Origin of the sequence: Bradyrhizobium sp. NDS-1 (assembly GCF_032918005.1) — a bacterium.
In the GTDB taxonomy this organism is placed as follows: Bacteria; Pseudomonadota; Alphaproteobacteria; order Rhizobiales; family Xanthobacteraceae; genus Bradyrhizobium; species Bradyrhizobium tunisiense.
Genome location: NZ_CP136628.1, coordinates 5,659,910 through 5,683,681, shown reverse-complemented (window position 1 = coordinate 5,683,681; position 23,772 = coordinate 5,659,910). Strand labels below are relative to the sequence as shown.

General features: G+C 66.0%; 19 protein-coding genes. 13 read left to right on the top strand and 6 right to left on the bottom strand.

Translation table 11 applies throughout. The annotated features are described in order from the left end of the window. Positions 1-82: 82 nt before the first annotated feature. From RX330_RS26505 to RX330_RS26485, 5 genes are all read left to right on the top strand, one after another. Complete coding sequence (locus RX330_RS26505; protein ID WP_317240433.1) at positions 83-1,432, top strand: amidase; 1,350 nt, start codon at positions 83-85, stop codon at positions 1,430-1,432. Then, complete coding sequence (locus RX330_RS26500) at positions 1,425-2,111, top strand: DUF2848 domain-containing protein (protein ID WP_317240432.1); 687 nt, start codon at positions 1,425-1,427, stop codon at positions 2,109-2,111. Before RX330_RS26505 ends, RX330_RS26500 begins: the two co-directional genes overlap by 8 nt. A 281-nt stretch (positions 2,112-2,392) precedes the next feature. Continuing rightward, a complete protein-coding gene (locus RX330_RS26495; protein WP_317240431.1) occupies positions 2,393-3,139 on the top strand; it encodes a 2OG-Fe(II) oxygenase in 747 nt (248 codons plus the stop codon). 9 nt (positions 3,140-3,148) lie between these two features. Beyond that, entirely contained in the window at positions 3,149-3,802 is a 654-nt protein-coding gene (gene alkB / locus RX330_RS26490) for a DNA oxidative demethylase AlkB (protein WP_317240430.1), read from the top strand. Between the two features lie 55 nt (positions 3,803-3,857). Next, positions 3,858-5,099: an MFS transporter gene (locus RX330_RS26485; RefSeq protein WP_317240429.1), complete on the top strand. Its 1,242-nt coding sequence runs from the start codon at positions 3,858-3,860 to the stop codon at positions 5,097-5,099. Here RX330_RS26485 and RX330_RS26480 read toward each other — a convergent pair. The 6 genes from RX330_RS26480 to hpaH form a co-directional block, all read right to left on the bottom strand. Beyond that, a complete protein-coding gene (locus tag RX330_RS26480) occupies positions 5,077-6,705 on the bottom strand; it encodes a thiamine pyrophosphate-dependent enzyme (RefSeq protein WP_317240428.1) in 1,629 nt (542 codons plus the stop codon). The two genes, RX330_RS26485 and RX330_RS26480, sit on opposite strands and share 23 nt — an antisense overlap. A 25-nt stretch (positions 6,706-6,730) precedes the next feature. Continuing rightward, entirely contained in the window at positions 6,731-7,600 is an 870-nt protein-coding gene (locus RX330_RS26475) for a fumarylacetoacetate hydrolase family protein (protein WP_317240427.1), read from the bottom strand. Between the two features lie 3 nt (positions 7,601-7,603). Continuing rightward, positions 7,604-8,587: a 3,4-dihydroxyphenylacetate 2,3-dioxygenase gene (hpaD, locus tag RX330_RS26470; protein WP_212081230.1), complete on the bottom strand. Its 984-nt coding sequence runs from the start codon at positions 8,585-8,587 to the stop codon at positions 7,604-7,606. Positions 8,588-8,716: 129 nt separating this feature from the next. After that, the gene (gene hpaE, locus RX330_RS26465) at positions 8,717-10,255 is read right to left on the bottom strand and encodes a 5-carboxymethyl-2-hydroxymuconate semialdehyde dehydrogenase (RefSeq protein WP_212081231.1); all 1,539 of its coding nucleotides are present in this window, start codon (positions 10,253-10,255) and stop codon (positions 8,717-8,719) included. After that, positions 10,248-10,646, bottom strand: a complete 399-nt coding sequence (locus tag RX330_RS26460) for a 5-carboxymethyl-2-hydroxymuconate Delta-isomerase (RefSeq protein WP_212081232.1) — start codon at positions 10,644-10,646, stop codon at positions 10,248-10,250. The genes hpaE and RX330_RS26460 overlap by 8 nt, the downstream gene beginning before the upstream one ends. A gap of 32 nt (positions 10,647-10,678) precedes the next feature. Then, on the bottom strand, positions 10,679-11,485 hold the full coding sequence (gene hpaH / locus RX330_RS26455) for a 2-oxo-hept-4-ene-1,7-dioate hydratase (protein WP_212081233.1): 807 nt from the start codon (positions 11,483-11,485) through the stop codon (positions 10,679-10,681). A gap of 110 nt (positions 11,486-11,595) precedes the next feature. Here hpaH and hpaR point away from each other — a divergent pair, with 110 nt between their 5' ends. The 8 genes from hpaR to RX330_RS26415 all read left to right on the top strand — a co-directional run bounded on the left by hpaR (position 11,596) and on the right by RX330_RS26415 (position 23,724). Further along, entirely contained in the window at positions 11,596-12,114 is a 519-nt protein-coding gene (gene hpaR, locus RX330_RS26450; protein WP_317240426.1) for a homoprotocatechuate degradation operon regulator HpaR, read from the top strand. A 184-nt stretch (positions 12,115-12,298) separates the two neighbouring features. Continuing rightward, a complete protein-coding gene (locus tag RX330_RS26445; RefSeq protein ID WP_008549964.1) occupies positions 12,299-13,075 on the top strand; it encodes an HpcH/HpaI aldolase family protein in 777 nt (258 codons plus the stop codon). 97 nt (positions 13,076-13,172) lie between these two features. Next, a complete protein-coding gene (locus RX330_RS26440) occupies positions 13,173-14,696 on the top strand; it encodes a UxaA family hydrolase (protein WP_317240424.1) in 1,524 nt (507 codons plus the stop codon). A 232-nt stretch (positions 14,697-14,928) separates the two neighbouring features. After that, positions 14,929-15,447, top strand: a complete 519-nt coding sequence (locus RX330_RS26435; protein WP_317240423.1) for a PAS domain-containing protein — start codon at positions 14,929-14,931, stop codon at positions 15,445-15,447. Continuing rightward, entirely contained in the window at positions 15,425-16,729 is a 1,305-nt protein-coding gene (locus RX330_RS26430; RefSeq protein WP_317240422.1) for a methyl-accepting chemotaxis protein, read from the top strand. Before RX330_RS26435 ends, RX330_RS26430 begins: the two co-directional genes overlap by 23 nt. Before the next feature lie 297 nt (positions 16,730-17,026). After that, a complete protein-coding gene (locus RX330_RS26425) occupies positions 17,027-20,296 on the top strand; it encodes a DUF2126 domain-containing protein (protein WP_317240421.1) in 3,270 nt (1,089 codons plus the stop codon). Positions 20,297-20,323: 27 nt separating this feature from the next. Beyond that, a complete protein-coding gene (locus tag RX330_RS26420; protein ID WP_317240420.1) occupies positions 20,324-22,849 on the top strand; it encodes a circularly permuted type 2 ATP-grasp protein in 2,526 nt (841 codons plus the stop codon). Further along, positions 22,846-23,724 (top strand): transglutaminase N-terminal domain-containing protein, encoded by an 879-nt coding sequence (locus RX330_RS26415; protein ID WP_212081240.1) that lies wholly within the window; start codon positions 22,846-22,848, stop codon positions 23,722-23,724. The genes RX330_RS26420 and RX330_RS26415 overlap by 4 nt, the downstream gene beginning before the upstream one ends. Positions 23,725-23,772 lie beyond the last annotated feature (48 nt).

Here is a 23,772-nt window from a genome sequence, read left to right as displayed (position 1 = left end):
TGCATGCCATCATGCGCACAATGCTTGTGTCGAACTGAGGCAGCGCTATAGATTGCGCGCGACAATATTCCGTGAGACAGACATGCCCGAATTTCCGACACTGGCGAAGCTCGCCGAGGACCTCGAAAGCGGCCGCACCACCGCCCGCAAGCTGGTCGAGGCCTGTATCGCCAGGATTGCCGATCCCTCAGGCGAAGGCCAGCGCGCCTTCATCCATGTCGACAAGGAGGCCGCGCTTGCGGCGGCCGACGCGATGGACGGCCTGCGCAAAGCCAAAGCGGCGCCGTCGCGCTATGCCGGCATCCCGATCTCGATCAAGGACCTGTTCGACATCAGGGGCCAGGTGACGCGCGCCGGTTCGCGCGCGCTCGACGATTCCCCGCCGGCCGAGCAGGATGCCGCGACGGTAGCGCGCTTGCGCAAGGCCGGCTTCGTCGTGATCGGGCGCACCAACATGACCGAGTTCGCCTATTCCGGCATCGGCATCAATCCGCATTACGGCACGCCGAAAGGTGCCTGGAACCGTGCCGAAGGCCACGTGCCCGGCGGCTCGTCCTCGGGCGCTGCGGTCTCCGTGCTCGACGGCATGGCGCATGGCGCACTCGGCACCGACACCGGCGGCTCCTGCCGGATTCCCGCGGCTTTCAACGGTATTGTCGGCTACAAACCGACGCAGCGGCGCGTGCCGCTCGATGGCTCCGTGCCGCTGTCGTTCTCGCTCGACAGCATCGGGCCGCTGGCACGATCGGTCAGTTGCTGTGCCATACTTGATGCCGTGCTCGCCAACGAGCCGATCACGGCGCTGAAGCCGCGGCCCGTGAAGGGCATGCGGCTTGCGGTGCCGACCACGATCGCACTCGACGATCTCGACACAGAGGTGGCTGATACCTTCGAGCGAGCGCTGAAATCGCTGTCCGATCATGGTGCCATCATCGAGCGCATCGAGATGGCGGAGTTCCACGATATCGGCCCGATGAACGCCAAGGGCGGCTTTGCCGCGTCCGAGAGCTACGCCTGGCATCGCTATCTCATCAACGCGAAGGGCGACGTCTACGATCCCCGCGTCTCCGTGCGGATCATGCGCGGCGAGGCGCAGAGCGCGGCCGATTACATCGATCTCCTCAACGAGCGCCGCTCGCTGATCGCCCGCGTCAACGCGCGCATCGCGCCCTATGACGCGCTGGTGCTGCCGACCACCGCGAACACGCCGCCGAAGATCGCCGATCTCGCCGACGACAAGGCCTTCACCAGGGAGAACCTGCGCGCCTTGCGCAACTGCACCCTGATCAACATGATCGACGGCTGCGCCATCTCGCTGCCCGCGCATCGCCAGGGCGAAGTTCCCGTCGGCCTGATGCTGGCGGGCGCGGGCGGATCGGACCGTCGTATTTTCGAGCTTGCTGCCGGCATGGAGGCCGTCATTCGTGTTTGATCTCACTTTCACCGTCGATGCCCGGGACACCACCACGCCGCTGACGCTGGCGATCGACCAGATGGTCATCGCCGGCTGGACCGGCCGCGATCCCGTTGCGCGCGACAAGCATATCAAGGAGCTGCAGGAGATGGGCATTGCCCCGCCGGCCTCGACGCCGATCTACTATCGCGCATCGGCGCGGCGGCTGACCCAGGAAGAGAGCATCGAATGCACCGGCGGTGATTCCTCCGGCGAGGTCGAGTTCGTGCTGATAGGCTGGCAGGGCCGCACCTTTGTCGGCTGCGGCTCCGACCACACCGACCGCAAGGTCGAGGCCTACAACGTCACCGTCTCCAAGCAGATGTGCGACAAGCCGGTCGCTTCGACGCTCTGGGAGCTGGAGGACGTCATCGGCCATTGGGACAAGATGATTTTGCGCTCCTATGCCACGATCAACGGCGAGCGCGCGCTCTACCAGGAAGGCACGCTCGATGCGATGCTGCCGGTGAACGACCTGATCGCGCGCGGCTTCGAGGGGGGCAAATTCCCCGACGGCTGCGCCATGTTCGGCGGCACCTTCGCCGCCAAGGGCGGCATCCGCCCTGCGGAGCGCTTCGACTTCGAGCTCGAGGACCCCGTGCTGAAACGCACGATCAGGCACGGCTACGACGTCGTGACGCTGCCGGTGCGGGGCTGAGGCCTCTCCTCCGTCATTGCGAGCGTAGCGAAGCAAGCCAGCCTGGTTCCGCGGAGGGATTCTGGATTGCTTCGTCGCAAGGGCTCCTTGCAATGACGGGAATAGAGTCGGAAATCGGGTGGTTATACCCGCCAGGACTTGCCACACACTCTCCGTCATTCCGGGGCGCGCCCCTTGGCGCGAACCCGGAATCCATCGAACGGCACAGTCGGTGGATGAATGGATGCCGGATTCGCGACTGCGTCGCGCCCCGGAATGACGGATGTAGATAGGATGTCGCTATGGCAACCGCGAAACGTATCTCGGCCGCAAGCCCGACGACCGATCGCGCCACCCGCATCGACGCCCTCGACTGGCCGCAAATCACCGGCGAGTTCGACTCTCAGGGCTGCGCCGTCCTGAAGAACCTGCTGACGCCCGACCAATGCCGCGCTATCGTCGCGCTCTACCCGGACGATGCGCACTTCCGCAGTCGCATCGTCATGGGCCGCCACGGCTTCGGTCGCGGCGAGTACAAGTATTTCGCCTATCCGCTGCCCGATCTGATCGCGCAACTCCGCCCGGCGCTCTACGCGCAGCTTCAAGGCGTCGCCAACCGCTGGAACGAAGCGATGGGCATCGACATCCGCTATCCCACCGCGCATGTAGCGTTCCTGAAGCGCTGCCACGAGGCGGGGCAGGCGCGCCCCACGCCGCTGCTGCTGCAGTATGAAGCCGGCGACTACAATTGCCTGCACCAGGACCTCTATGGCGAGCACGTATTCCCGATCCAGGTTGCGATCCTCCTGTCCGAGCCGGGCCGCGATTTCACCGGCGGCGAGTTCGTGTTGACCGAGCAGCGCCCGCGTATGCAGTCCCGCGCCGAAGTGGTACCGCTGGCGCAAGGTGATGCGGTCGCTTTCGCTGTGCATCACCGCCCGGTACAGGGGACACGCGGCACCTATCGCGTTAACATGCGCCATGGCGTCAGCCGGATCAGATCCGGCCAGCGCCACACGCTGGGTGTTATCTTCCATGATGCCAAATGAGTCTTGCGATTGACGGCTGATCTGTTCGACAGCGTCGACGAGGCGCAGCCGTTGCGCGAGGAGATTGCGGACGGCGCGGTGCTGCTGCGCGGATTCGTCAAGCCGATCGAGAGCGAGTTGACCGAAGCGGTCCGCGCGATCGTGGCGCAGTCGCCGTTCCGGCGGATGACGACGCCCGGCGGCCATCTGATGTCGGTGGCGATGACCAATTGCGGCGAGCGCGGCTGGATCACCGATCATACCGGCTATCGCTATGATCCCATCGATCCGCGCACCGGCGCGCCTTGGCCGGCGATGCCGCCGGTGCTGCGCGATCTCGCCCGCCGCGCGGCAGAGCAAGGCGGCTTCAAAGACTTCGCGCCCGATGCGTGCCTCGTCAACCGGTACGAGCCCGGCACGCGGCTGTCGCTGCATCAGGACAAGGACGAGCTGGATTATTCCGCGCCGATCGTCTCGGTCTCGCTCGGACTGCCAGCGACCTTCCTGTTCGGCGGGCTCGCGCGAAGCGACAAACCGCGCCGTTTCCGGCTGGTGCATGGCGACGTCGTGGTCTGGGGCGGGGCCAGCAGGCTGGCCTATCACGGTGTCGCGCCGCTCGCCGACGGCGAGCATGCGCGGCTCGGGCGGAAGCGGATCAATCTGACGTTCCGAAGAACGCGGTGACGCGTTTGCTCGCCGGCCTGCTTGGTCTAAGCTGGTGTCAGGGGGAAGCGGCGCCATGACGACCACGGAGCATTCGGGTGATACGGGAACGGCACGCCGGACCGGTCTCTATCTGGCGCTGTTGCAATTGGTGTTCACGCTGGGCTGGACGACCTATGTCGTCTACTTGCCGAAACTTGCCGCCGAGGTCGGCATTGCGCCGTCCGCCGTCATCTTCATTCTGATGCTGGATCAGGCGATCTTCACCATTGCCGACACCGCAATGGGTGTCGCCGCCGACAAGGTCGCGCCTTATGTCGGCAGGCTCGGCCTGTTCGTCGGGCTCGTGGCTGCCGTCTCCTGCGCCGCGTTCGTGGCGCTGCCCTTCGTCGCCGGAGCCGGTGCGGCCGCGCCAGGCTGGTTCATCGCACTGATCGTGGTTTGGTCGGTTACGTCGTCTGCGCTGCGCGCGCCGCCGCTGACCTTGCTCGGCAAGTATCGCGCAAAGCCGCAGGTGCCGTTCCTCGCGGCGCTTGCGATGCTCGGCTACGGCGTGGCAGGCGCGGTCTCGCCCTATCTCGGCGTCGTGCTGCGCGAGCACGATGCGCGGCTGCCGTTCGTGATCTCCAGTGTCGTGCTGCTGCTCACGGCGCTCGGGCTGTCGCGGATCGAGCATGACGTGGCGCGCGACACCGTGCCGCCCAGGCCGGACGAAGCAGCAAAGCCCCTCGGACTGGTGCCCATCGCCTTCATCGTCGCGATGGTCGCACTCGCACTCGGCTACCAGCTGCACTTCGCCATGAACAGCGCACCGTCCTATTTGCGGTTCGCCAGCCCCGGCGAGTTGCAATGGCTGATGCCGGTGTTCTGGATCGGCTTCAACATCGCGATGTTTCCGGCGAGCCTCGTCGTCAAGCATCGCGGTGGCCTGATCGTAATGGGCGCCGCCGGATTGCTCGGCGCAGTCGCGATCGCGGCGGCCGAGCTTGCCGGCAGCCTCAACGCGCTGATTGCGGCGCAGTTTCTCGCCGGCGCCGCGTGGGGCTGCATGCTGATGAGCGCGATCTCGGCCGCGCTCGCGATCGGCTCGACGGGCGCGGAAGGCAAGGTGACGGGGCTGGTCTTCTCCGCACTCGCCTTTGGCACGTTTGCGCGCATGGCGGCAGCCGCCGGCGGCCTGCAGAAGATGCCGGAATATGCGCCGCTGTTGCACTGGACGCCGGTCGCCTGCTGGTCGGTCGCAGGTGCAGACCTCCTGGTGATCGCAGCCGCGCGGCTACAGGGTGGTGTCGAGCTCAAGGCTTCGGCGGGTGGATGAACGCCCAGGGGCTGACTTCCGAATCCCGCGTCACTTCCACCGAAATCAGATACGGCCCGCCGTGGCTGAGCGCCTTCTCCATCGCGGCCTTGAACTGATCCGGCGCGGTGACACGCGCCGCCGCGACGCCAAATGACTCGGCTAGCTTGACGAAGTCCGGATTGACGAGATCGGACGCCACCACGCGGCCGTCGAAACGTTCGCGCTGGTCGCGGCGGACGTTGCCGTAGGCGTTGTTGTTGAACACCAGCGTCACCACGCCGATGTTGAACTGAACGGCGGTGGCAAGCTCCTGCACGCCGAACATGAAGCCGCCGTCGCCGGTGATCGCCACCACGGGCTTGTCGGGATTGGCGACCTTGGCGCCAAGCGCGGTCGGGAAACCCGAGCCCAGCGTGCCCTGATAGCCCGAGGTGATGAAGGTGCGCGTCTGGTAGACCGGAAAGCCGTACCAGGACGCGAAGCCGAATTGCGACAGTTCATCAGTGACGATCGCATTCGCGGGCAGCACCTCGCGGAGGATGTTGAGATAGGCCATCTGCGGCTGGATGCGCTGGATCTCCGCCTGCGCCGTCGCCGTGGCCTCGCGGATCTCCTGGCGCCGCGTGCCGCCTTTGGAATAGCCGGCCCTCTTCACGGCTGCGACGAGATCGGCCGTCCCGTCCTTGGCGTCGGCGACGATGGAGACATCGGAGGCGAGCCGGCGCATCTCGGCCGGATCGATGTCGATCCTGATGGATTTCAGCCCCTTCGGCTGAAAGGGCCAGCGGAAGCCCGACGCCGGCAGTTCCGCGCGGGTGCCGATCGCGATCATCACATCGGTTGTCGGCCACAGCTTGTAGGCCGCTGCCATGGTCAGGCCGAGCTCGTGCGCGTTGGAGACGATGCCGCGGCCGCTGCGGAAAGCAACCACGGGCGCATCGATCATCTCGGCGAGCTCGAGGATCTCCTCGCCCGCCTCGGTCGCGCCGCTGCCGACGAAGATCATCGGCGCCTTGCCGGCCTTGATTAGCGCCGCGGCCTGCTTGACGAGATCGGCATCGGGCTGCGGAGCGGGCAGGGGCTCCAGCATCCGGGCAGCGGCGGTGTCCGCGCGCTGGGTGAAGACGTCCCAGGGCATCTCGACCGAGGCCGGACCACGCCGTCCCGACATCATCTCCTGGAAGGCGCGCGCGACGACCGTCGGCGCGTTGCCGGGATATTCGATCCGATCAGCCCACTTCACATAGGTTCGCAAGGTCGCAAGCTGGTCCGGCATCTCGTGCAGATGGCCGCGTCCCTTGCCCAGAAATTGCGTCGGCACCTGGCCGGTGACGCACAGCACCGGCTCGTTGCAGCCGAACGCGGTGAGCAGCGCCGCGCTGGCATTGAGCACGCCGGGGCCCGGCACCACGCTGAACACGCCGGGCCTGCCGCTGGAGCGGGCATAGCCGAACGCCATGTAGCCGCAGGCCTGCTCGTGCCGTGCGCCGATCACCTTGAGCTGGGCCTGGTGGAAGGCGTCGAACAGGCCGTAGACCTGCGCGCCGGGCAGGCCGAACACAGTGTCGACGCCATGGGCGACGAGCCCGCTTACGATCGCTTCGCCGCCGGTGAGGGTGGTCATCTGGCTATTCCACTTCGATTGTTGGTCAGGCTTCGTCGACGACACCGTTGCGCAAGCGTCCGATGCCCTCGGCCTCGATTTCGACGATGTCCCCGGGCTTCAGGTAACGCGGCGGATCGAACCGGGCACCAGCGCCGGTCGGCGTGCCCGTGACGATGATATCGCCGGGGACGAGGGTTGCGAAGGTCGAGATATAGTTCAAGAGATAGCGGAACGGAAACATCAACCGGCTGGTGCGATCGTCCTGCCTGAGCTCGCCGTTGACATGCGTGGTGAGCCTGACGTCCGCAATCTGCGCTTCCGTCGTGTAGGGCACCAGCCACGGCCCAAGGCTGCCGCTGGAATCAAAGTTCTTGCCCTGCGTCACGTTGAACTTGGCGTGGCGCAGCCAGTCGCGCACCGAGCCTTCGTTGCACAGCGTGAGCGCGGCGATATGATCGAGCGCTGCGCTCTCCGGGATGTGCCGGCCTTCCTTGCCGATCACCAGCACGATCTCGCCCTCATAGTCGAGCTGCGCGGAGGCGCGCGGGCGCACCAGCGGCGTGTCGTGGCCGACAAAGGAACGGGGCGAGCGCATGAACATGCTCGGATATTTCGGCGCGTCCTGGCCGTCCTTGTATTCGGCGTTGCGGTCGGGATAGTTGACGCCGATGCAGATGATCTTCTCCGGCGCAGGCACCGGCGGCAGCCATGTGATGTCGGCGAGCGCGTGATCCGGCGCGCGGCCGGCCGCTTCCTCGGCAAGGCTTGCGAGCTTGCCGGCCGCGATCACTTCCCGCAGCGTCGGATATTCCTTTGCGTAGCGCGCGGAGAGATCAACGATGCCGCCCTCCAGCACGGCGCCGTAGCTGACAACTCCTTTGACGGAATAAGTGGCGAGGCGGGGGAGTCTCATGGCTCAGTCCGCCACCAGCACGTCGGCCACGAATTTCGGCTCGCGCACGGCTTGCCCTGAGAAAGGCGAACCTTGCTCGAACCACGAGCGCGGGGCCGGCGCGCCCCACAGCGTCTGGCGTCGCGGATCGCGCAGCGACCAGCGCAGCGGCTCGTGGTCGTGATCCCCGGTAAAATAATCGCTGGTGTAGAGCTCGAGGCGATGCCCGTCGGGGTCGCGCACGTAAAGGAAGAACGCATTCGAGATGCCGTGGCGGCCCGGGCCACGCTCGATGTTCTTGACGAAGCCTTGCGAAGCCATGACGTCGCAGAGATGGATGATGTTCATCGCCGTCGGCGTCCAGTAGGCGAAATGGTGCAAGCGAGGGCCCTTGCCATTGGTAATCGCAAAATCGTGAACGTTGCCCTTGCGATGCATCCAGGCGGCGGCGATGCGTCCGTTCGGACCATCCTCTTCGGCGTATTCGGTGAGGCGGAAGCCGAGCCGCGCATAGAAATCGACGGTGTCCTGCACCTCGGCGGCAAAGACGTTGAAATGATCCAGCCGCTGCGGATGGCAGCCCCGATAGAGGTCGTAACGACGCAAGAGATGCGGCCGCCGGTCCATCGATGCATAGAGCTCAATCTGGAAGCCGAAGGGGTCGGTGAATTGCAGGGTGCGGCCCTGGAAGGGCTGATCGACGAACGCGTATCCGAGGCCGTTCTCGGAGAGGAAGGCGGCGGCCTTGTCGAGATCCCCGTCATTGCCGACCTTGAAGCCGAGCCGGGCACAGGCCGGCACCGCGGCCTTCCGCAGCACCAGAGAGTGATGCTGGTGCTCCTCGGCGGCGCGCAAGTATACGACCTTGTCGTCGGCGTCCTCGACATGCAGGCCGACAATGGTCTCGTAGAACTCGCGGCTCAATTTCAGATCGGTCACGTCGAGCACGACGTGGCTGGAACGGATGATGTTGAACGGCGGCTCGAAGACGTGTTGCGGTACGGGCATGTGCGTTTCCCCTCATTCTGTCATTCCGGGGCGTGCGAAGCGCGAACCCGGAATCCATTCATCCACCAACTCTGCTGCTCGATTGATTCCGGGTTCGGCTCTTAGAGCCGCCCCGGAATGACACCGCCGCTAAACGCCCAGCTTCTGAATCTTGTGCGTGCCCCGCGCCAGCGAGACGTGCTTGGTTTCCATGTAGAAGTCGAACGAATAATCACCGCCGTCGCGGCCGATGCCGCTCGCCTTCATGCCGCCGAACGGCGTCGGCAAATGGCGGACGTTTTCCGAGTTCAGCCAGATCATGCCGGCCTCCAGCGCGTCGGCGACACGCAACGCGCGGCCGACGTCGTTGCTCCAGACATAGCCGGTCAGGCCATAGCGGATGTCGTTGGCGATCTCGATCGCGTCGGCCTCGTCCCTGAACGGCAGCACCGTGAGGAAGGGGCCGAACACCTCCTCCTGCGCCACGCGCATCTTGCCGTGCGCGCCGGTCACCAGGGTGGGCTCGACATAATGTCCGCCGCCCGGGCCGTCATGGGCCTTGCCGCCGACCGCGATCGTCGCGCCGTCCTGGCGCGCGACGTCGAAATAGGAGCAGACCTTCGCCAGATGCCGCTCGTGGATCAGCGGTCCGATCTCGGTGGCGGGATCGAGGGGATGGCCGACCTTCAGCGCCTTCACGCGCGCGGTCAGCTTCTCGGTGAACTTGTCCGCAATGCTCGCCTGAACCAGGAGTCGGCTCGATGACGTGCAGCGCTCGCCGTTGAGGGAGTAGATCATGAAAACCACGGCATCGAGCGCGCGGTCGAGATCGGCATCGTCGAACACGATCACCGGGTTCTTGCCGCCAAGCTCGAAATGCACGCGCTTCAGGGTCGGTGCGCCCTGGACCATGATCGCCGAGCCGGTCGCGCTCTCGCCGACGAATCCGATCGCCTTGATGGCGGGATGCTCGGTCAGCGCTTTGCCGGCTTCCTCGCCGAAACCGTGGACGGTGTTGAGCACGCCGTCGGGAATACCGGCCTGCTTGGCCAGCTTCGACAGCATGTCGGCGGTGACCGGCGACCATTCGGCCGGCTTGTGCACGACGGTGCAGCCAGCGGCGAGGGCGGGGGCGATCTTCCAGGTCGAGAGCATGAATGGGGTGTTCCACGGCGTGATCACGCCGACCGGTCCGATCGGCACCCGCGTCGAGACATTCCAGTGCTCGTCGCTCGGCGTGTTGAGGCCGTCGCGCGCCTCCGCGCATTTGTCGGCGAAGAAGCGGAAATTCTCGGCGGCGCGAATCGCGGCCTTGGCCATGAAGCGATAGGCTTGGCCGGTGTCGATGCATTCGAGCACCGCGATGTCCTCGGCATTGTCCTCGATCGCGTCGGCCACGCGATGCAGCAGCTTCTTCCGCATCGCCGGACCCATGTCGCGCCAGGATTTGAAGGCGAGCGCAGCGGCCGTTGCGGCGCGGTCGATGTCCTCGGCGCTGCCGCGCGCGACGCTCGCGAGCGTCGTGCCATCGACCGGCGATTTCGTCTCGAACGTCTCGCCCGAGGTCGAGGCAACGGTCTTGCCGTCGATCATGTGACCGATTCCGTCGGCACGCAGCTGCTTCAACAGCGGCGCCACGCGGTCGCGGTTGGCCTGGAACACATCGGCTTTGGGGCTGGGCTTATCCATGGGCGGCTTCCGCTTTCAGGGCGTCGTGGATGTTGTTGCGCTTCCAGCTCGTGTCCTTGTCGTTGATCTGCATGTCGAACGACAGAGCGAACTTGCCGGCGGCGAAGACGGGATCGAGATGGCGGGAGAGCGCCTGGAAGACGTGTTCGCCGGCCTTCTGGCGCGTCTTGAGATCGCGGCCCTCGCCGATGCGCAGCACCATGTCGAGAAAGCCGTAGTCCTGTCGTGCGTCCGCAATCGCATAATGCTCGCAGCGGATGGCGCGCACGCGGATGCCGCCGAGCGGGAAGATACCGGTCTCAACCGCCGCCTTGCGCACGACCTCGCACACCAGCTTCATGTCGAGACGGCCGTCGAGATTGGCCGAATATTCGATCGTGAAATGCGGCATCGCAGCTTCACTCCCTGTGTCGTCTTATTGCTTTACGCGAAGTAGCAGCTCACCGAGCCATAGGCGCCATAATCGGCTTGAATTGTGTCGCCCTTGCGGGTCTCGATCGGCCGGATGAAGGAGCCGGCGAGCACGACCTGGCCGGGCTCCAGCGCGAGCCCGAGCGGCGCGATCTTGTTGGCGAGCCAGGCAACGGCGGTCGCGGGATGATTGAGCACGCCGGCGGCAAGGCCGGTTTCCTCGAGCTGTCCGTTTCTGAAGCAGAGCGCGCCGATCCAGCGCAGATCGGTGTCGAGCGGGCGGATCGGCCGTCCGCCGAGCACGATGCCCGCATTGGCCGCATTGTCGGCGATGGTGTCGAAAATCTTCCGCGTCGCCTTCGTCTTGGGATCGACGCGCTCGATCCGCGTATCCAGGATCTCCAGTGCCGGCACGACGAAGTCGGTGGCATTGAGCACGTCGAACAGCGTGCAGTCGGGGCCTGAAAGCCGCTTGCTCATGACGAAGGCGAGTTCGGCTTCCACGCGCGTCGCTATGAAGCGCTCGGTCGGCACCAGCCCGCCATCGGCAAAGAACATGTCGTCGAGCAGCACCCCGGAATCGGGTTCGTCGATATTGAGCGCGCTCTGCATCGCCTTCGAGGTCAGGCCGATCTTGTGGCCCTTGACGATGCGGCCCTCGGCGATCTTGACGTCGACCCAGGCCTTCTGAATCGCGTAGGCATCAGCGATGGTGATGCCAGGGAAGTCCTGCGAGAGCTGCCTGATCTGCGTGCGGGTCTTCTCCGCCTGGTGCAGACGCCTCGCGCAAGCTTGGATATCGTCGTTGGAGAGCGCCATTGTGATCTTACAAATCGGGATGCCGGGAGATACTTAACATGTTAAGTGAATGCGTCAAACACAATTTCGGCTTGCTGCACTGCAAACGTATTGCGGTTTGAAAGGGCGTCATGGTGAAGAGACTGGCTGATCCAGCGAACGGAAGCGCGCCTGCCGCGCGCCAGGTGCCGATGCGCGATTTCTCGCGCTCGCTGCCGATGTCGCTGCTGCGGGCCCGCGAAGCGGTAATGCGGCAGTTCCGCCCCTCGCTGCGCGAGCACGGCTTGACCGAGCAGCAATGGCGCATTCTGCGCGCGCTGGCGGCGATCGAAGCGGTCGAGGTTACGGAACTCGCGCGCACCGCCTTCCTGCTCGGACCGAGCCTGTCACGCATCCTGCGCGATCTCGAGGGGCGCAATCTGATCGAGCGCAAGACCGCGAAGGCGGACCAGCGCCGCAGCATGGTCTCGATCTCGAAAGAGGGGGTGAAGCTGATGGCCTCGGTGGCGCCGAATTCGGAGGCGATCTATGCCGAGATCACGCGGCGCTTTGGCGCACGCAAGCTCGCCGAATTGCAGGACATGCTAGGCGCGCTCGAACAGAGTCTCGCAGGGCTGGGGACAGGCGAGGAGGCAAGTGCCGAGGAGTGAAGCCAGATATGCGCGCGCGCGCGGCCGATAGCCATGGACATTCACGCTTTTTTTCGCTCAAAGTGCGGCCCATCGGGAAGGGCTCGGCCCCCGAGGCAATCCAGAGTGTCACCGCCGAGGGATGTTGGATTGCTCCCTGTCGCTCGCAATGACGACGGTCCAAACAACAAAGAAGGAAGGCAACGTGGCGAACAAGGTCAAGGAAATCTGGAAGTCGGGCAAGGCCGTGGTCAACGCGTGGCTCGCAATTCCCTCCGGCTTCTCGGCCGAGATGATCGCGCAATGCGGCTTCGACAGCGTCACCGTCGACATGCAGCACGGCGTGCAGGACTATCTATCGATGGTCCAGTGCTTCCAGGCGATGGACAAGCATCCCGTGACCCCGATGGTCCGCGTGCCCTGGAACGAGCCCGGCATCATCGGCAAGGTGCTCGACGGCGGCGCCTATGGCGTGATCTGCCCGATGGTCAACACGCCGCAGGAAGCCAGGAACCTGGTCTCCTATTCCAAATATCCGCCGCAGGGCGTGCGCTCCAACGGCCCGATCCGCGCCGGCATGTACGGCACCGCGGGCTCGTATCAGAAGACCGCGAATGCCGACACCATCCTGCTGCCGATGATGGAGACCAAGACCGCGGTCGAGAACATGGAAGCGATCCTCGACGTCGAAGGCATCGACGGCGTCTATATCGGGCCGTCCGATCTCGGATTCTCCTACGGCCTCGAACCCAAGCTCGACCGCAGCGAGCCCGAGATCCTCGCGATCTACGAGAAGATCATCAAGGAGTGCGGCAAGCGCGGCCTCAATCCGGGCATCCATTGCAGCGGCGCCGAAGGCGCGGCGCGCGCCATCAACATGGGCTTCAAGCTGGTGACGCTGTCGAACGAGGTCGGCCTGATGACGACCTACGCCAAGATGCAGGTCAACGCGACCCGCAAGGATTCGGGCGGCAAGGCTTAAGAAACTCGCGAATGGCGGATGGGGAGTAGCGAATAGGGCTGCTCCCTTTTCCATTCGCCACTCACTATTCGTTACTCGCCTCCGAAGGAGACCTGCCATGACCATCAGCCCAGTCATCCGCCTGCATCCCGATGATGGCGTGCTGATCGCGCGCGCCAGCCTGCCGCCGGGGACGGTGGTGGTGGATGGCGTGACCACGGTCGAACGCATTCCCTCCGGCCACAAGGTCGCGATCAAGCCGATCGCGGTCGGCGAGCCGGTCAAGCGCTACGGCCAGATCATCGGCTTTGCGACGGTGCCGATCGCGCCGGGCCAGCACGTGCACGTGCAGAATTGCGGCATGGGCGATTTCGCCAAGGACTATGCCTATTGCGCCGACGTCAAGCCGACGCCGAATTTCGATCTGCCGGCGACCTTCGAGGGCATCCGCCGCCCGGACGGCCGTGTCGCCACGCGCAACTATATCGGCATTCTCACCTCGGTGAATTGCAGCGCGCATGTCGCGAGCCTCGTCGCCGACGTCTTCAAGAAAAATCCCTTCACCGGCGACAATCCGCTGGCCGAGTTCCCCAATGTCGACGGCGTGGTCGCGCTGACCCACAAGACCGGCTGCGGCATGACGCAGAACGAGCCGCTCGCGCTGCTCCGCCGCACGCTCGGCGGCTACGCACGCCACGTCAATTTCTCCCACGTCATCGTGCTTGGGCTGGGCTGCGAGGTGAACCAGATCGGCGGCCTGATGGAAGAACAGAAGCTCGCCGGCCGCCTGCGCGCGATGGACATTCAGGAGGTCGGCGGCACCCGCAAGACGGTCGAGGCCGGCATCGCCTTCGTGCGCGAGGCGCTGACTGATGCCGACAAGGTCAAGCGCGAAACGGTGCCGGCGAGCGAGCTCACCGTGGCGCTGCAATGCGGCGGCTCGGATGGCTATTCCGGCGTGTCAGCCAATCCCGCGCTCGGTGCTGCCAGCGATCTCATCGTGCGCCACGGCGGCACAGTGATCCTGTCGGAGACGCCGGAGACCTACGGCGCCGAGCATCTCTTGACGCGCCGCGCCGTCAGCCGCGAGGTCGGCGAGAAGCTGGTCGACCTCATGCGCTGGTGGGACGAATACACCGCGCGTGAAGGCGCCGAGATGAATGCCAATCCGAGCCCCGGCAACAAGGCCGGCGGTCTCACCACCATTCTGGAGAAGTCGCTCGGCGCGATGGCGAAGGCCGGCACCACCAATCTCGTCGAGGTCCTGCGTTACGCCGAGCCCATCACCAAGAAGGGTTTCGTCTTCATGGACACGCCCGGTTACGACCCGGTCGCGGCGACCGGCCAGGTGGCGGGCGGCGCCAATCTCGTCTGCTTCACCACGGGCCGCGGCAGCGTGTTCGGCTGCAAGCCGGCGCCCTCGATCAAGCTCGCCACGAACACGCCGATGTACAAGCGCATGGAAGAGGACATGGACGTCAATTGCGGCACCATCCTCGAAGGCGAGGAGAGCGTCGAGCAATGCGGCCAGCGCATCTTCGAACTCATCCTCAAGACCGCCTCGGGTCAACCGACCAAGAGCGAAAGCTTCGATTTCGGCGGCGCCGAGTTCGCGCCCTGGGTGCTCGGCGCGACGATGTAGTCGCGCGGCGCGCGGCGCGCGGCGCAATCGCAACGCAGTCGCAATTGAATCGAGTGATAACAGGGGCGCGTGTGGTTGCGCGGGATGTAACGATCCCTTGCTAAGTAATGATACGGAGGCGCGCATCTCGCCCCGAGGTTCTCAAACTTACACCTGATTAACACTGTTGCCGTAGACACGGTGTGATGCGGTCCACAGCGTGGTGGGCCAGCCTGTGTTCGAGGATCAAGCGATGCAAGCGATACGTCCCACGGGGGTGGAAAATCTCCTCGGTGAGGAGGAGCTGATCGTATCGAAGACCGATCTCAAGGGCCGCATCACCTACGCCAACGACGTCTTTCTCCGCATGGCGAAGTACTCCTGGAAGGAGCTGATGGGCGCGCCCCACAGCCTGATCCGCCATCCGGACATGCCGCGCTGCGTCTTCAAGCTGCTGTGGGATACACTCCAGGCCAAGCAGGAGATCTTCGCCTACGTCGTCAATCTCGCCGGGGACGGCAGCCATTATTGGGTGTTCGCCCATGTCACCCCGACGCTCGACGATCGCGGCAACATCATCGGCTATCACTCCAATCGACGCAGGCCCCATCCGGCGCCTGTCGAGCGCATCAAGCCGATCTACAAAGCGCTCTGCGCGGAAGAGGCGCGCCACGCCAATGCCAAGGACGGCATGCGCGCAAGCTTCGACGTGATGGTCGCTCTGCTCAAGCAAAACGGTGTTGCTTACGATGAATTCGTGCTCTCTCTCTAAGGCGAAAGCAGCGACCGCGCTCGCGTGTCTTCTCGTCGCCGTCGCGTTCGCCGTCTCGCTGCTCGGCTGGAGCGGAATCGTCAACGCAGCGCCGCTCGGCGCGGCGATCACGCTGCTCGGCTATGCCCTCTGGTGTCAGCACCGCGCGGCAATGGCCGTTGATGAGGTGGCCGATGTGTGCCGCAAGGCGGCGCGCGGCGATCTCGAAGCGCGGATCCTGAGCGAGCGCCAGGCCGGGCGGATCGGCGCCATCCAGAAGTCGGTCAACGACATGCTCGACATCACCGACGCCTTCGTCCGCGAGGCTTCGGCGTCGATGGACTATGCCAGCCGGGGCAAGTATTTCCGCAAGATCCTCGCGCGCGGCTTGCCCGGCTCGTTCCGCCGCTCGGCCAGCGTGATCAATGCCGGCACCGACAGCCTCGGCCGCCGCGTGGTCGAGATCGCCGGCCTCGCAAAGCACTTCGGCACGCATCTCGACGAGGTTGCGGGCACGCTCATGAGCGCCGCGACCGATCTGGAATCCGATGCCGGCCAGATGGCGGCGGCGGCGGAGATCACGAGCCGCCAGACCTCGGGCATGCGCAGCGCGTCAGATCAGGCCTCGAGCAATGTCGCGACGGTGGCGAGCGCCGCGGAGCAGCTCGCGTCCTCGATCGCGGAGATCAGCCGCCAGGTCGCCGGTTCGACCACGAGCACCGGGCGCGCCGTCGACGAGGCCAATCGTGCCGGCAGCGAAATTCGCAGCCTCGCGGATGCCGCGATGCGGATCGGCGACGTCGTCAAGCTGATCAGCGAGATCGCCGAGCAGACCAACCTGCTCGCGCTCAACGCCACGATCGAGGCGGCGCGGGCAGGTGAGGCGGGCCGCGGCTTCGCGGTGGTGGCCTCCGAGGTCAAGAGCCTCGCCAACCAGACTGCGAAGGCGACCGAGGAGATCAGCGCCAAGGTCGGCGAGATGCAGCAATCGACGACCAATTCGGTCGCAGCCGTCGAGGCGATCGCGCAGACCATCGGCGAGATCGACGGCATCACCGCCGCGATCGCGGCCTCGGTCGAACAGCAGGGCGCTGCGACGCGCGAGATCGCCCGCAACGTCCAGGAGGCCTCGGCCGGCACCTCGCAGGTCTCCTCCAACGTGTCGGGCATCAGCGAAGCCGCCGCCGATACCGGCCGGGTGGCCAGCCGCGTCAACAGCGCCTCCGAACGCGTCCATGGCGAGGTCGAGACGCTCCGCCGCGAGGTGACGCAGTTTCTGCAGCGGCTGACCTCGGCGGCGTAGGGAGGCGATCTCGTTCCCTCTCCCCTTGCGGGAGAGGGTGGCTCGCCGCAAAGCGGCGAGACGGGTGAGGGGGTCTCTCCTCACGAACAGCTCTGCGAGCGGTGACATACCCCTCATCCGGCGCTAGCCCGCATCTTACCTAGCGGTCTCGTGGGTGGGCAAAGGCGCACTTGCGCCGTGCCGCCCGGTCTACGATGTGACCGGGATACTTCCTAGGCACCCTTTGCCCGTTGTTAGTGCTTGATCGCACCCACATCAGGTGTTCTGCTCAAAAAAGCTGCTGGAGCACCGCACCCCGTGTCGATCTACGTCGCATTACATCACGTCACGCACTACAAATACGACCGCCCGATCGATCTGGGACCGCAGACCATCCGGCTGCGGCCGGCGCCGCATACGCGCACGCCGGTCCTGAGCTATTCCCTCAAGGTCACGCCATCCAACCATTTCGTGAACTGGCAGCAGGATCCGCAGGGTAACTGGCTCGCCCGCTACGTCTTCCCGGAGAAGACGACCGAGCTGAAGATCGAGGTCGACTTCACGGCGCAGATGACGGTGGTCAACCCGTTCGACTTCTTCGTCGAGCCTTACGCCGACAGCTTTCCCTTCGAGTACCCCAAAGACCTGAAGACCGAGCTCGCGCCGTATCTCGAGACCGTCAAGCCCGATCGCCTGTTCGCCAAATTTCTCGACACGATCCCGCATGACGCCCCGAACACCGTCAACTTCCTGGTCGATCTCAATCGCGAGCTTCAAAAGCACGTCCGTTACATCATCCGTATGGAGCCGGGCGTGCAGACACCGGAGGAGACGCTCTCCTCCGGCGCTGGATCGTGCCGCGACTCGGCCTGGCTCCTGATCCAGACGCTGCGTCATCTCGGGCTCGCCGCGCGTTTCGTGTCCGGCTACCTGATCCAGATCCGTCCCGACATCGATCCGATCGAGGGCCCCCCCGAGGTCGAGAACGACTTCACCGACCTGCACGCCTGGGCCGAGGTCTATCTGCCGGGCGCGGGGTGGATCGGGTTCGATGCGACCTCCGGCATGCTCGCGGGCGAGGGCCACATCCCGGTCGCCGCCACGCCGCATTATCGCTCGGCCGCACCGATTTCGGGCGGCGCCGGCTTTGCCGAGGTCGAGTTCGAATTCGACATGAGCGTAAAGCGCATCCGCGAGGCGCCGCGCATCACAAAACCGTTCTCGGACGAATCCTGGGCGCGGCTCAACGATCTCGGCGAGCAGGTCGACGGCGATCTCGCTGCGCAGGACGTGCGGCTCACCATGGGCGGCGAGCCGACCTTCGTCTCGGTCGACGATCTCGAAGCGGCGGAGTGGAATACGGAAGCCGTCGGTCCGACCAAGCGCGGGCTCGGCGACGATCTGATCCGCCGCCTGCGCACGCGCTTCGCGCCCGGCGGGCTGCTGCATTACGGCCAGGGCAAATGGTATCCCGGCGAAAGCCTGCCGCGCTGGGCCTTCGGCCTGTACTGGCGCAAGGACGGCGTGCCGATCTGGAAGAATGGCGACCTGATCGCGAAGATCGAGAATCCGCGGCGCGCCGAGGTCAAGGACGCCCAGGCGTTCGTGGAGGGTGCGGCGTTGCGGCTCGGGCTCGATCCCGGCTACATCATGCCGGCCTATGAGGACACTGCGTACTGGCTCCAGAAGGAGGCCGAGCTTCCCGTCAACGTCGATCCCTCCGACTCCAAATTGTCCGATCCGGAAGCCCGCGCGCGCATGGCGCGCGTGTTCGACGAGGGTCTCAACACGCCGCGGGGGTTCGTTCTGCCGGTGCAGCGCTGGAACGCGCCGCCGCGCTGGCGCAGCGAGCGTTGGCAACTCCGGCGCAATCATCTGTTCCTGATGCCCGGCGATTCGCCTCTCGGCTTGCGCTTGCCGATCGGCTCGCTCGGTTATGTCCCGCCCAACCAATATCCCTACATCGTCGAGCAAGATCCGATGGAGGCACGGGGCAAGCTGCCGGTGTTCACGTCACCGGCGCGTCCGGAAGCGCCACCGCGGGTCGAGCCGGAGCATCTCAACACCTCGGTTCCCGTGCGCACCGCGATGTCGGTCGAGGTCCGCAACGGCGTGCTCTGCGCCTTCATGCCCCCGGTCGAGCGCATCGAGGATTATCTCGAACTGATCGCGGCGCTCGAAGCGACCGCCGAAGAGATGCAGATTCAGGTTCATGTCGAGGGCTATCCGCCGCCGTTCGATCCGCGCATCGAAGTCATCAAGGTGACGCCCGACCCCGGCGTCATCGAGGTCAACATCCAGCCGGCCAGGAGCTGGCGCGAGGCGGTCGACATCACCGTCGGGCTCTATGAGGACGCCGGCAAGACGCGCCTCGGCGCCAACCGCTTCCTGGTCGACGGCCGCCACACCGGCACCGGCGGCGGCAACCACGTCGTGGTCGGCGGCTCCTCGCCGCAGGATTCACCTTTCCTGCGCCGGGCCGATCTTCTCAAGAGCCTCGTGCTGTACTGGCAGCGGCATCCGTCGCTGTCCTATTTCTTCTCGGGCCTGTTCATCGGCCCGACCAGCCAGGCGCCGCGCATCGACGAGGCCCGCCACGACAGCATCTACGAGCTCGAGATCGCGCTCTCGCATGTGCCGCCGCCGGGCACCCAGGCACCGCTGTGGCTGGTGGACCGGCTGTTCCGGCATCTGCTCGTCGACATCACCGGCAACACTCATCGCGCCGAGATCTGCATCGACAAGCTCTATTCGCCCGACGGGACCACGGGCCGGCTCGGGCTCGTCGAATTCCGCGCGCTCGAAATGCCGCCCGATCCGCGCATGTCGCTGGCGCAGCAGCTCCTGATCCGCGCGCTGATCGCAAAGATGTGGCGCGAGCCGCAAACCGGCAAGTTCGTGCGCTGGGGCACCGCGCTGCATGACCGCTACATGCTGCCGCATTTCATCTGGGAAGACTTCCTGGACGTGCTCACCGAGCTGAAGCAGTTCGGCTACCCTTTCGAGCCGGAATGGTATCTGGCCCAGCTCGAATTCCGCTTTCCCGCTTTCGGCCGCGTCCATCATGGCGGCGTGACGCTGGAGCTGCGCCAGGCGCTGGAGCCCTGGCACGTGCTGGGCGAGGAGGGCTCGGCCGGCGGAACCGTGCGCTATGTCGACTCATCCGTCGAGCGGCTCCAGGTCAAGACCGAAGGCTTCGTCGAGGGCCGCCACATCGTCACCTGCAACGGCCGCCGCCTGCCGATGACCTCGACCGGCCGCTCGGCCGAGGCCGTGGCCGGCGTCCGCTTCAAGGCCTGGCAGCCGGCCTCCGGCCTGCACCCGACCATCCCGGTCCACGCGCCGCTGACCTTCGACCTGATCGACACCTGGAACGGCCGCTCGCTCGGCGGCTGCGTCTATCACGTCGCCCATCCGGGCGGCCGAAGCTACGAGACCAAGCCGGTCAACACCTATGAGGCCGAGGCGCGGCGGCTGGCGCGCTTCCAGGACCACGGCCATACACCGGGACCGGTCCGGCCACCGCCCGAGGAACGCACAAATGAGTTTCCGCTGACCCTCGACTTGCGGACCCCGCTCCTGCAATGAGTATGATGGTGGGGCAGGGAGAGGCGCATGGGCGAGGGCGCGGCCGAACAGGACGACAAGGCGGGTAGAGCGCAAGGCCAGCGCGAAGGCCAGCGCCGCCTTGCGCAGTGGGTCCGCGATTATAAGCGCCTGCCCGGTATTCCCGACGAGTTCTTGGGGCCCGACGGCGCCCCGCGCGCGGTCTGGAGCCGCTTCTTCGATGCCTTCGGCGCGCTCGCGCCCGACGAGATCGAGCGGCGCTTCGGCATGGCCGACCGTCACCTCCGCGAGGCCGGCGTCACCTATCGCGCCCCCGGCGACAGCGCCGATCGGCCCTGGTCGATCAGCCATCTGCCGCTTTTGATCGACGAGGCCGATTGGCGGCAGCTTTGCGCCGGCATCACCCAGCGCGCCGAGCTGCTCGAGCGCGTGCTGGGCGACATCTATGGCGAAGGCCGGCTGGTCGCCGAAGGCGCGCTGCCGGCAGCTGCGATCGCCGGCAGTCCCGAATATCTCCGCCCCGTCTGCGGCGTGCCGCCGCCGGGTGGACGCTATCTCTCGATCTACGCCGCCGATGTCGGCCGCGGGCCCGACGGCCGCTGGTGGGTGCTCGGCGACCGCACCCAGGCGCCGTCGGGCGCGGGCTACGCGCTGGAGAACCGCCTGGTACTCTCGCGCGCCTTCTCCGACCTCTACAAGTCGATGAACGTGCCGCGCGTTGCGCCGTTCTTCGAGGCCTTCCGCGATTCACTTCGCGCCCGCGCCGACCGCGACGAGCCGCGCATCGGCGTGCTCACCCCCGGCAGTTTCAGCGAGACCTATTTCGAGCACGCGACGCTGGCGCGCTATCTCGGCTTCCTCCTCGTCGAGGGCGACGATCTCGCCGTCAGCGACAACCGTATCCACATCCGCACCGTCGCCGGGCTGAAGCGGCTCGACGTGCTGCTGCGCCGGGTCGATTCCAACTCGCTCGACCCGCTCGAGCTCGATGCCTCCTCGCATCTCGGGGTCCCCGGCCTCATTGACGTGCTGCGCAAGGACGGCGTCGTCGTCGCCAACATGCCGGGCTCGGGCGTCCTGGAGGCGCGGGCGCTGCTCGGCTTCCTGCCGGCACTCAGCCGCCGCCTGCTCGGCGAAGAGCTGAAGATGCCGCACATCGCGACCTGGTGGTGCGGGCAGCGATCGGCGCGCGAGGAGGTGCTGGCGCGGCTCGACGAGGTCGCGATCGAAGGCGCCTACCAGCGCGCCGTGCCCGGTCTCGACCGCGCGGGCCCGGTGCTGGCAAGCGAATTGGATGCCGGCGATCGCCAGCGTCTGGTCGAGGCCATCAGTGCGCGCGGCATGGATTATGTCGGCCAAGAGGTGGTGCGGCTCTCCACCATGCCGGTGTGGGACCAGGGCCAGATCAGCCCGCGTCCGTTCGTGCTGCGCGTGTTCGCGGCGGCGACACCGGATGGCTGGGCCATCATGCCCGGTGGCTTCTGCCGCATCGCCGAGCAGCCCGACGCGCGCGCGGTGTCGATGGGCGACGGTGCGCGCGCTGCCGACGTCTGGGTCGTCTCCGACAAGCAGGTCTCGACCGCGACCCTGCTGCCGGCGACCGACAAGGTGCGAATCCGCCGCATCGCGGGCGTGCTGCCGAGCCGCGCCGCCGACAATCTGTTCTGGCTCGGCCGCTATCTCGAACGCGCCGAGGCGACGCTGCGCCTCGTGCGCGCCTTGGGCTCGCCGAGCGGCCCCAACAAGGGCACGGCGGCCTCGCTGCAATCGACCGAACGCATCCAGCGGCTTCTGGTGGCCTGGGGCGCGGTTTCGCAAACATCGCGCACCGCGCACGGGCGCATCGTCGCCGAGGCGTTGCAGAGTCCGGATCGCTTCGGTTCGGCGCTGTCGCTGGTGCGCGCGGCGCAGCGCACGGCAACCTCCTTGCGCGAGCGGCTGTCGCCCGACGCCTGGCAGGTCATCACCGAGATGGCCGAACGGCTGGCTTACGAGGTGGAGGACGACGACAGCGTGGTCAGCGCGGCCGAGCTGACCTTGCAGGAGCTCGCGAGCTTTGCCGGCCTGGCACAGGAGAACATGAATCGCGCCGCCGGCTGGCGCTTCCTCGACATCGGCCGCCGCACCGAGCGCGCCATCAACACCACGCGTTTCACGCGCCAGTTCGCCTATGACGAGGCCGGCGACGAGGATCTCGACATCCTGCTGACGCTGGTGGATTGCCAGATCACCTACCGCTCGCGCTATCTGCTGGCGCCGATCCTGGCGCCGGTGCGCGATCTTGCCGTGCTCGATCCCTACAATCCGCGCTCGGTCGCGTTCCAGGTCACGACGCTGAACGAGCACATCGCGGCGCTGCCGAGCCTGAAGGAGCACGGCCTGATCGAGAAGCCGCAACGCCTTGCGGTCGCCATGGAGGCGATGCTTGCGACCGCGGAGGCCGAGAAGCTCGAGGTCAAGACGCTGTTCGCGCTGGAGCAGGATCTGCTCAGCCTCGCCGAGGCGATCGGGCAGCACTATTTCCCGCATGGTCCCAATGCCAGCCGGCCGGAAAAGCTGACGGGGCTGGCGTGATCTACGACATCCGTCACGTCACGACCTATGAATACGAGTATCCCGTCAGCTTTGCCCGCTGCACGCTGCGGCTGGAGCCGCGCAGTGGCGGCGGCCAGCAGCTGATCTCGCACCGTGTCGAGATACGTCCGCGGCCTGCCGAGCGGACGGTGCGGCGCGATTTCTTCGGCACGCTCACCGAGAGCGTCGTGATCGAGGCCGCGCATCGCAATCTGCGCATCGACTCGCGCTCGCGCGTCACGGTGTCGCGCCAGCCGCCGGCGCGCGATGCGCTCAGTCCGCCCTGGGAGAGCGTTCGCGATATCGCCTTCGAGGCGACGAGCCTCGGGCCGGCCTCGCCGGTCGGCTATGTCTTCGCCAGCCCGCTGGTGCCGGTGCTGCGTCCCGTCAGCGCCTATGCGGCGGAAAGCTTTCCGCCCGGCGCAGGCATCCTCCAAGGCGCGGTTGATCTGATGCATCGTATTCACAACCAGTTTCGCTACGACTCCAAGGCGACGGTGATCTCGACGCCGCTTGGCGAGGTTTTCGACAAGCGTCATGGCGTCTGCCAGGATTTTGCCCATGTCATGATCGCGGGGCTGCGCGGGCTCGGTCTGCCAGCGGCCTATGTCAGCGGATATCTGCGCACCATTCCGCCGCCTGGCCAGGCACGCCTGCAAGGTGCCGATGCCACCCATGCCTGGGTGTCGCTGTGGTGCGGGACCGAGCTTGGCTGGGTCGATTTCGATCCGACCAACGATCTGCTGATTGGCAACGACCATATCGTGCTTGCAGTGGGGCGCGATTTCTCCGACGTCTCGCCGGTCGACGGCATCATCGTCGGCTCGCCGAAGCAGAAGCTCGGCGTCGCCGTCGACGTGGTGCTGGTGGAGTAGAAGCGGGGCTCCCGTGCCGCTGCCTGCCCGCGAGGATGTATCGGGCCG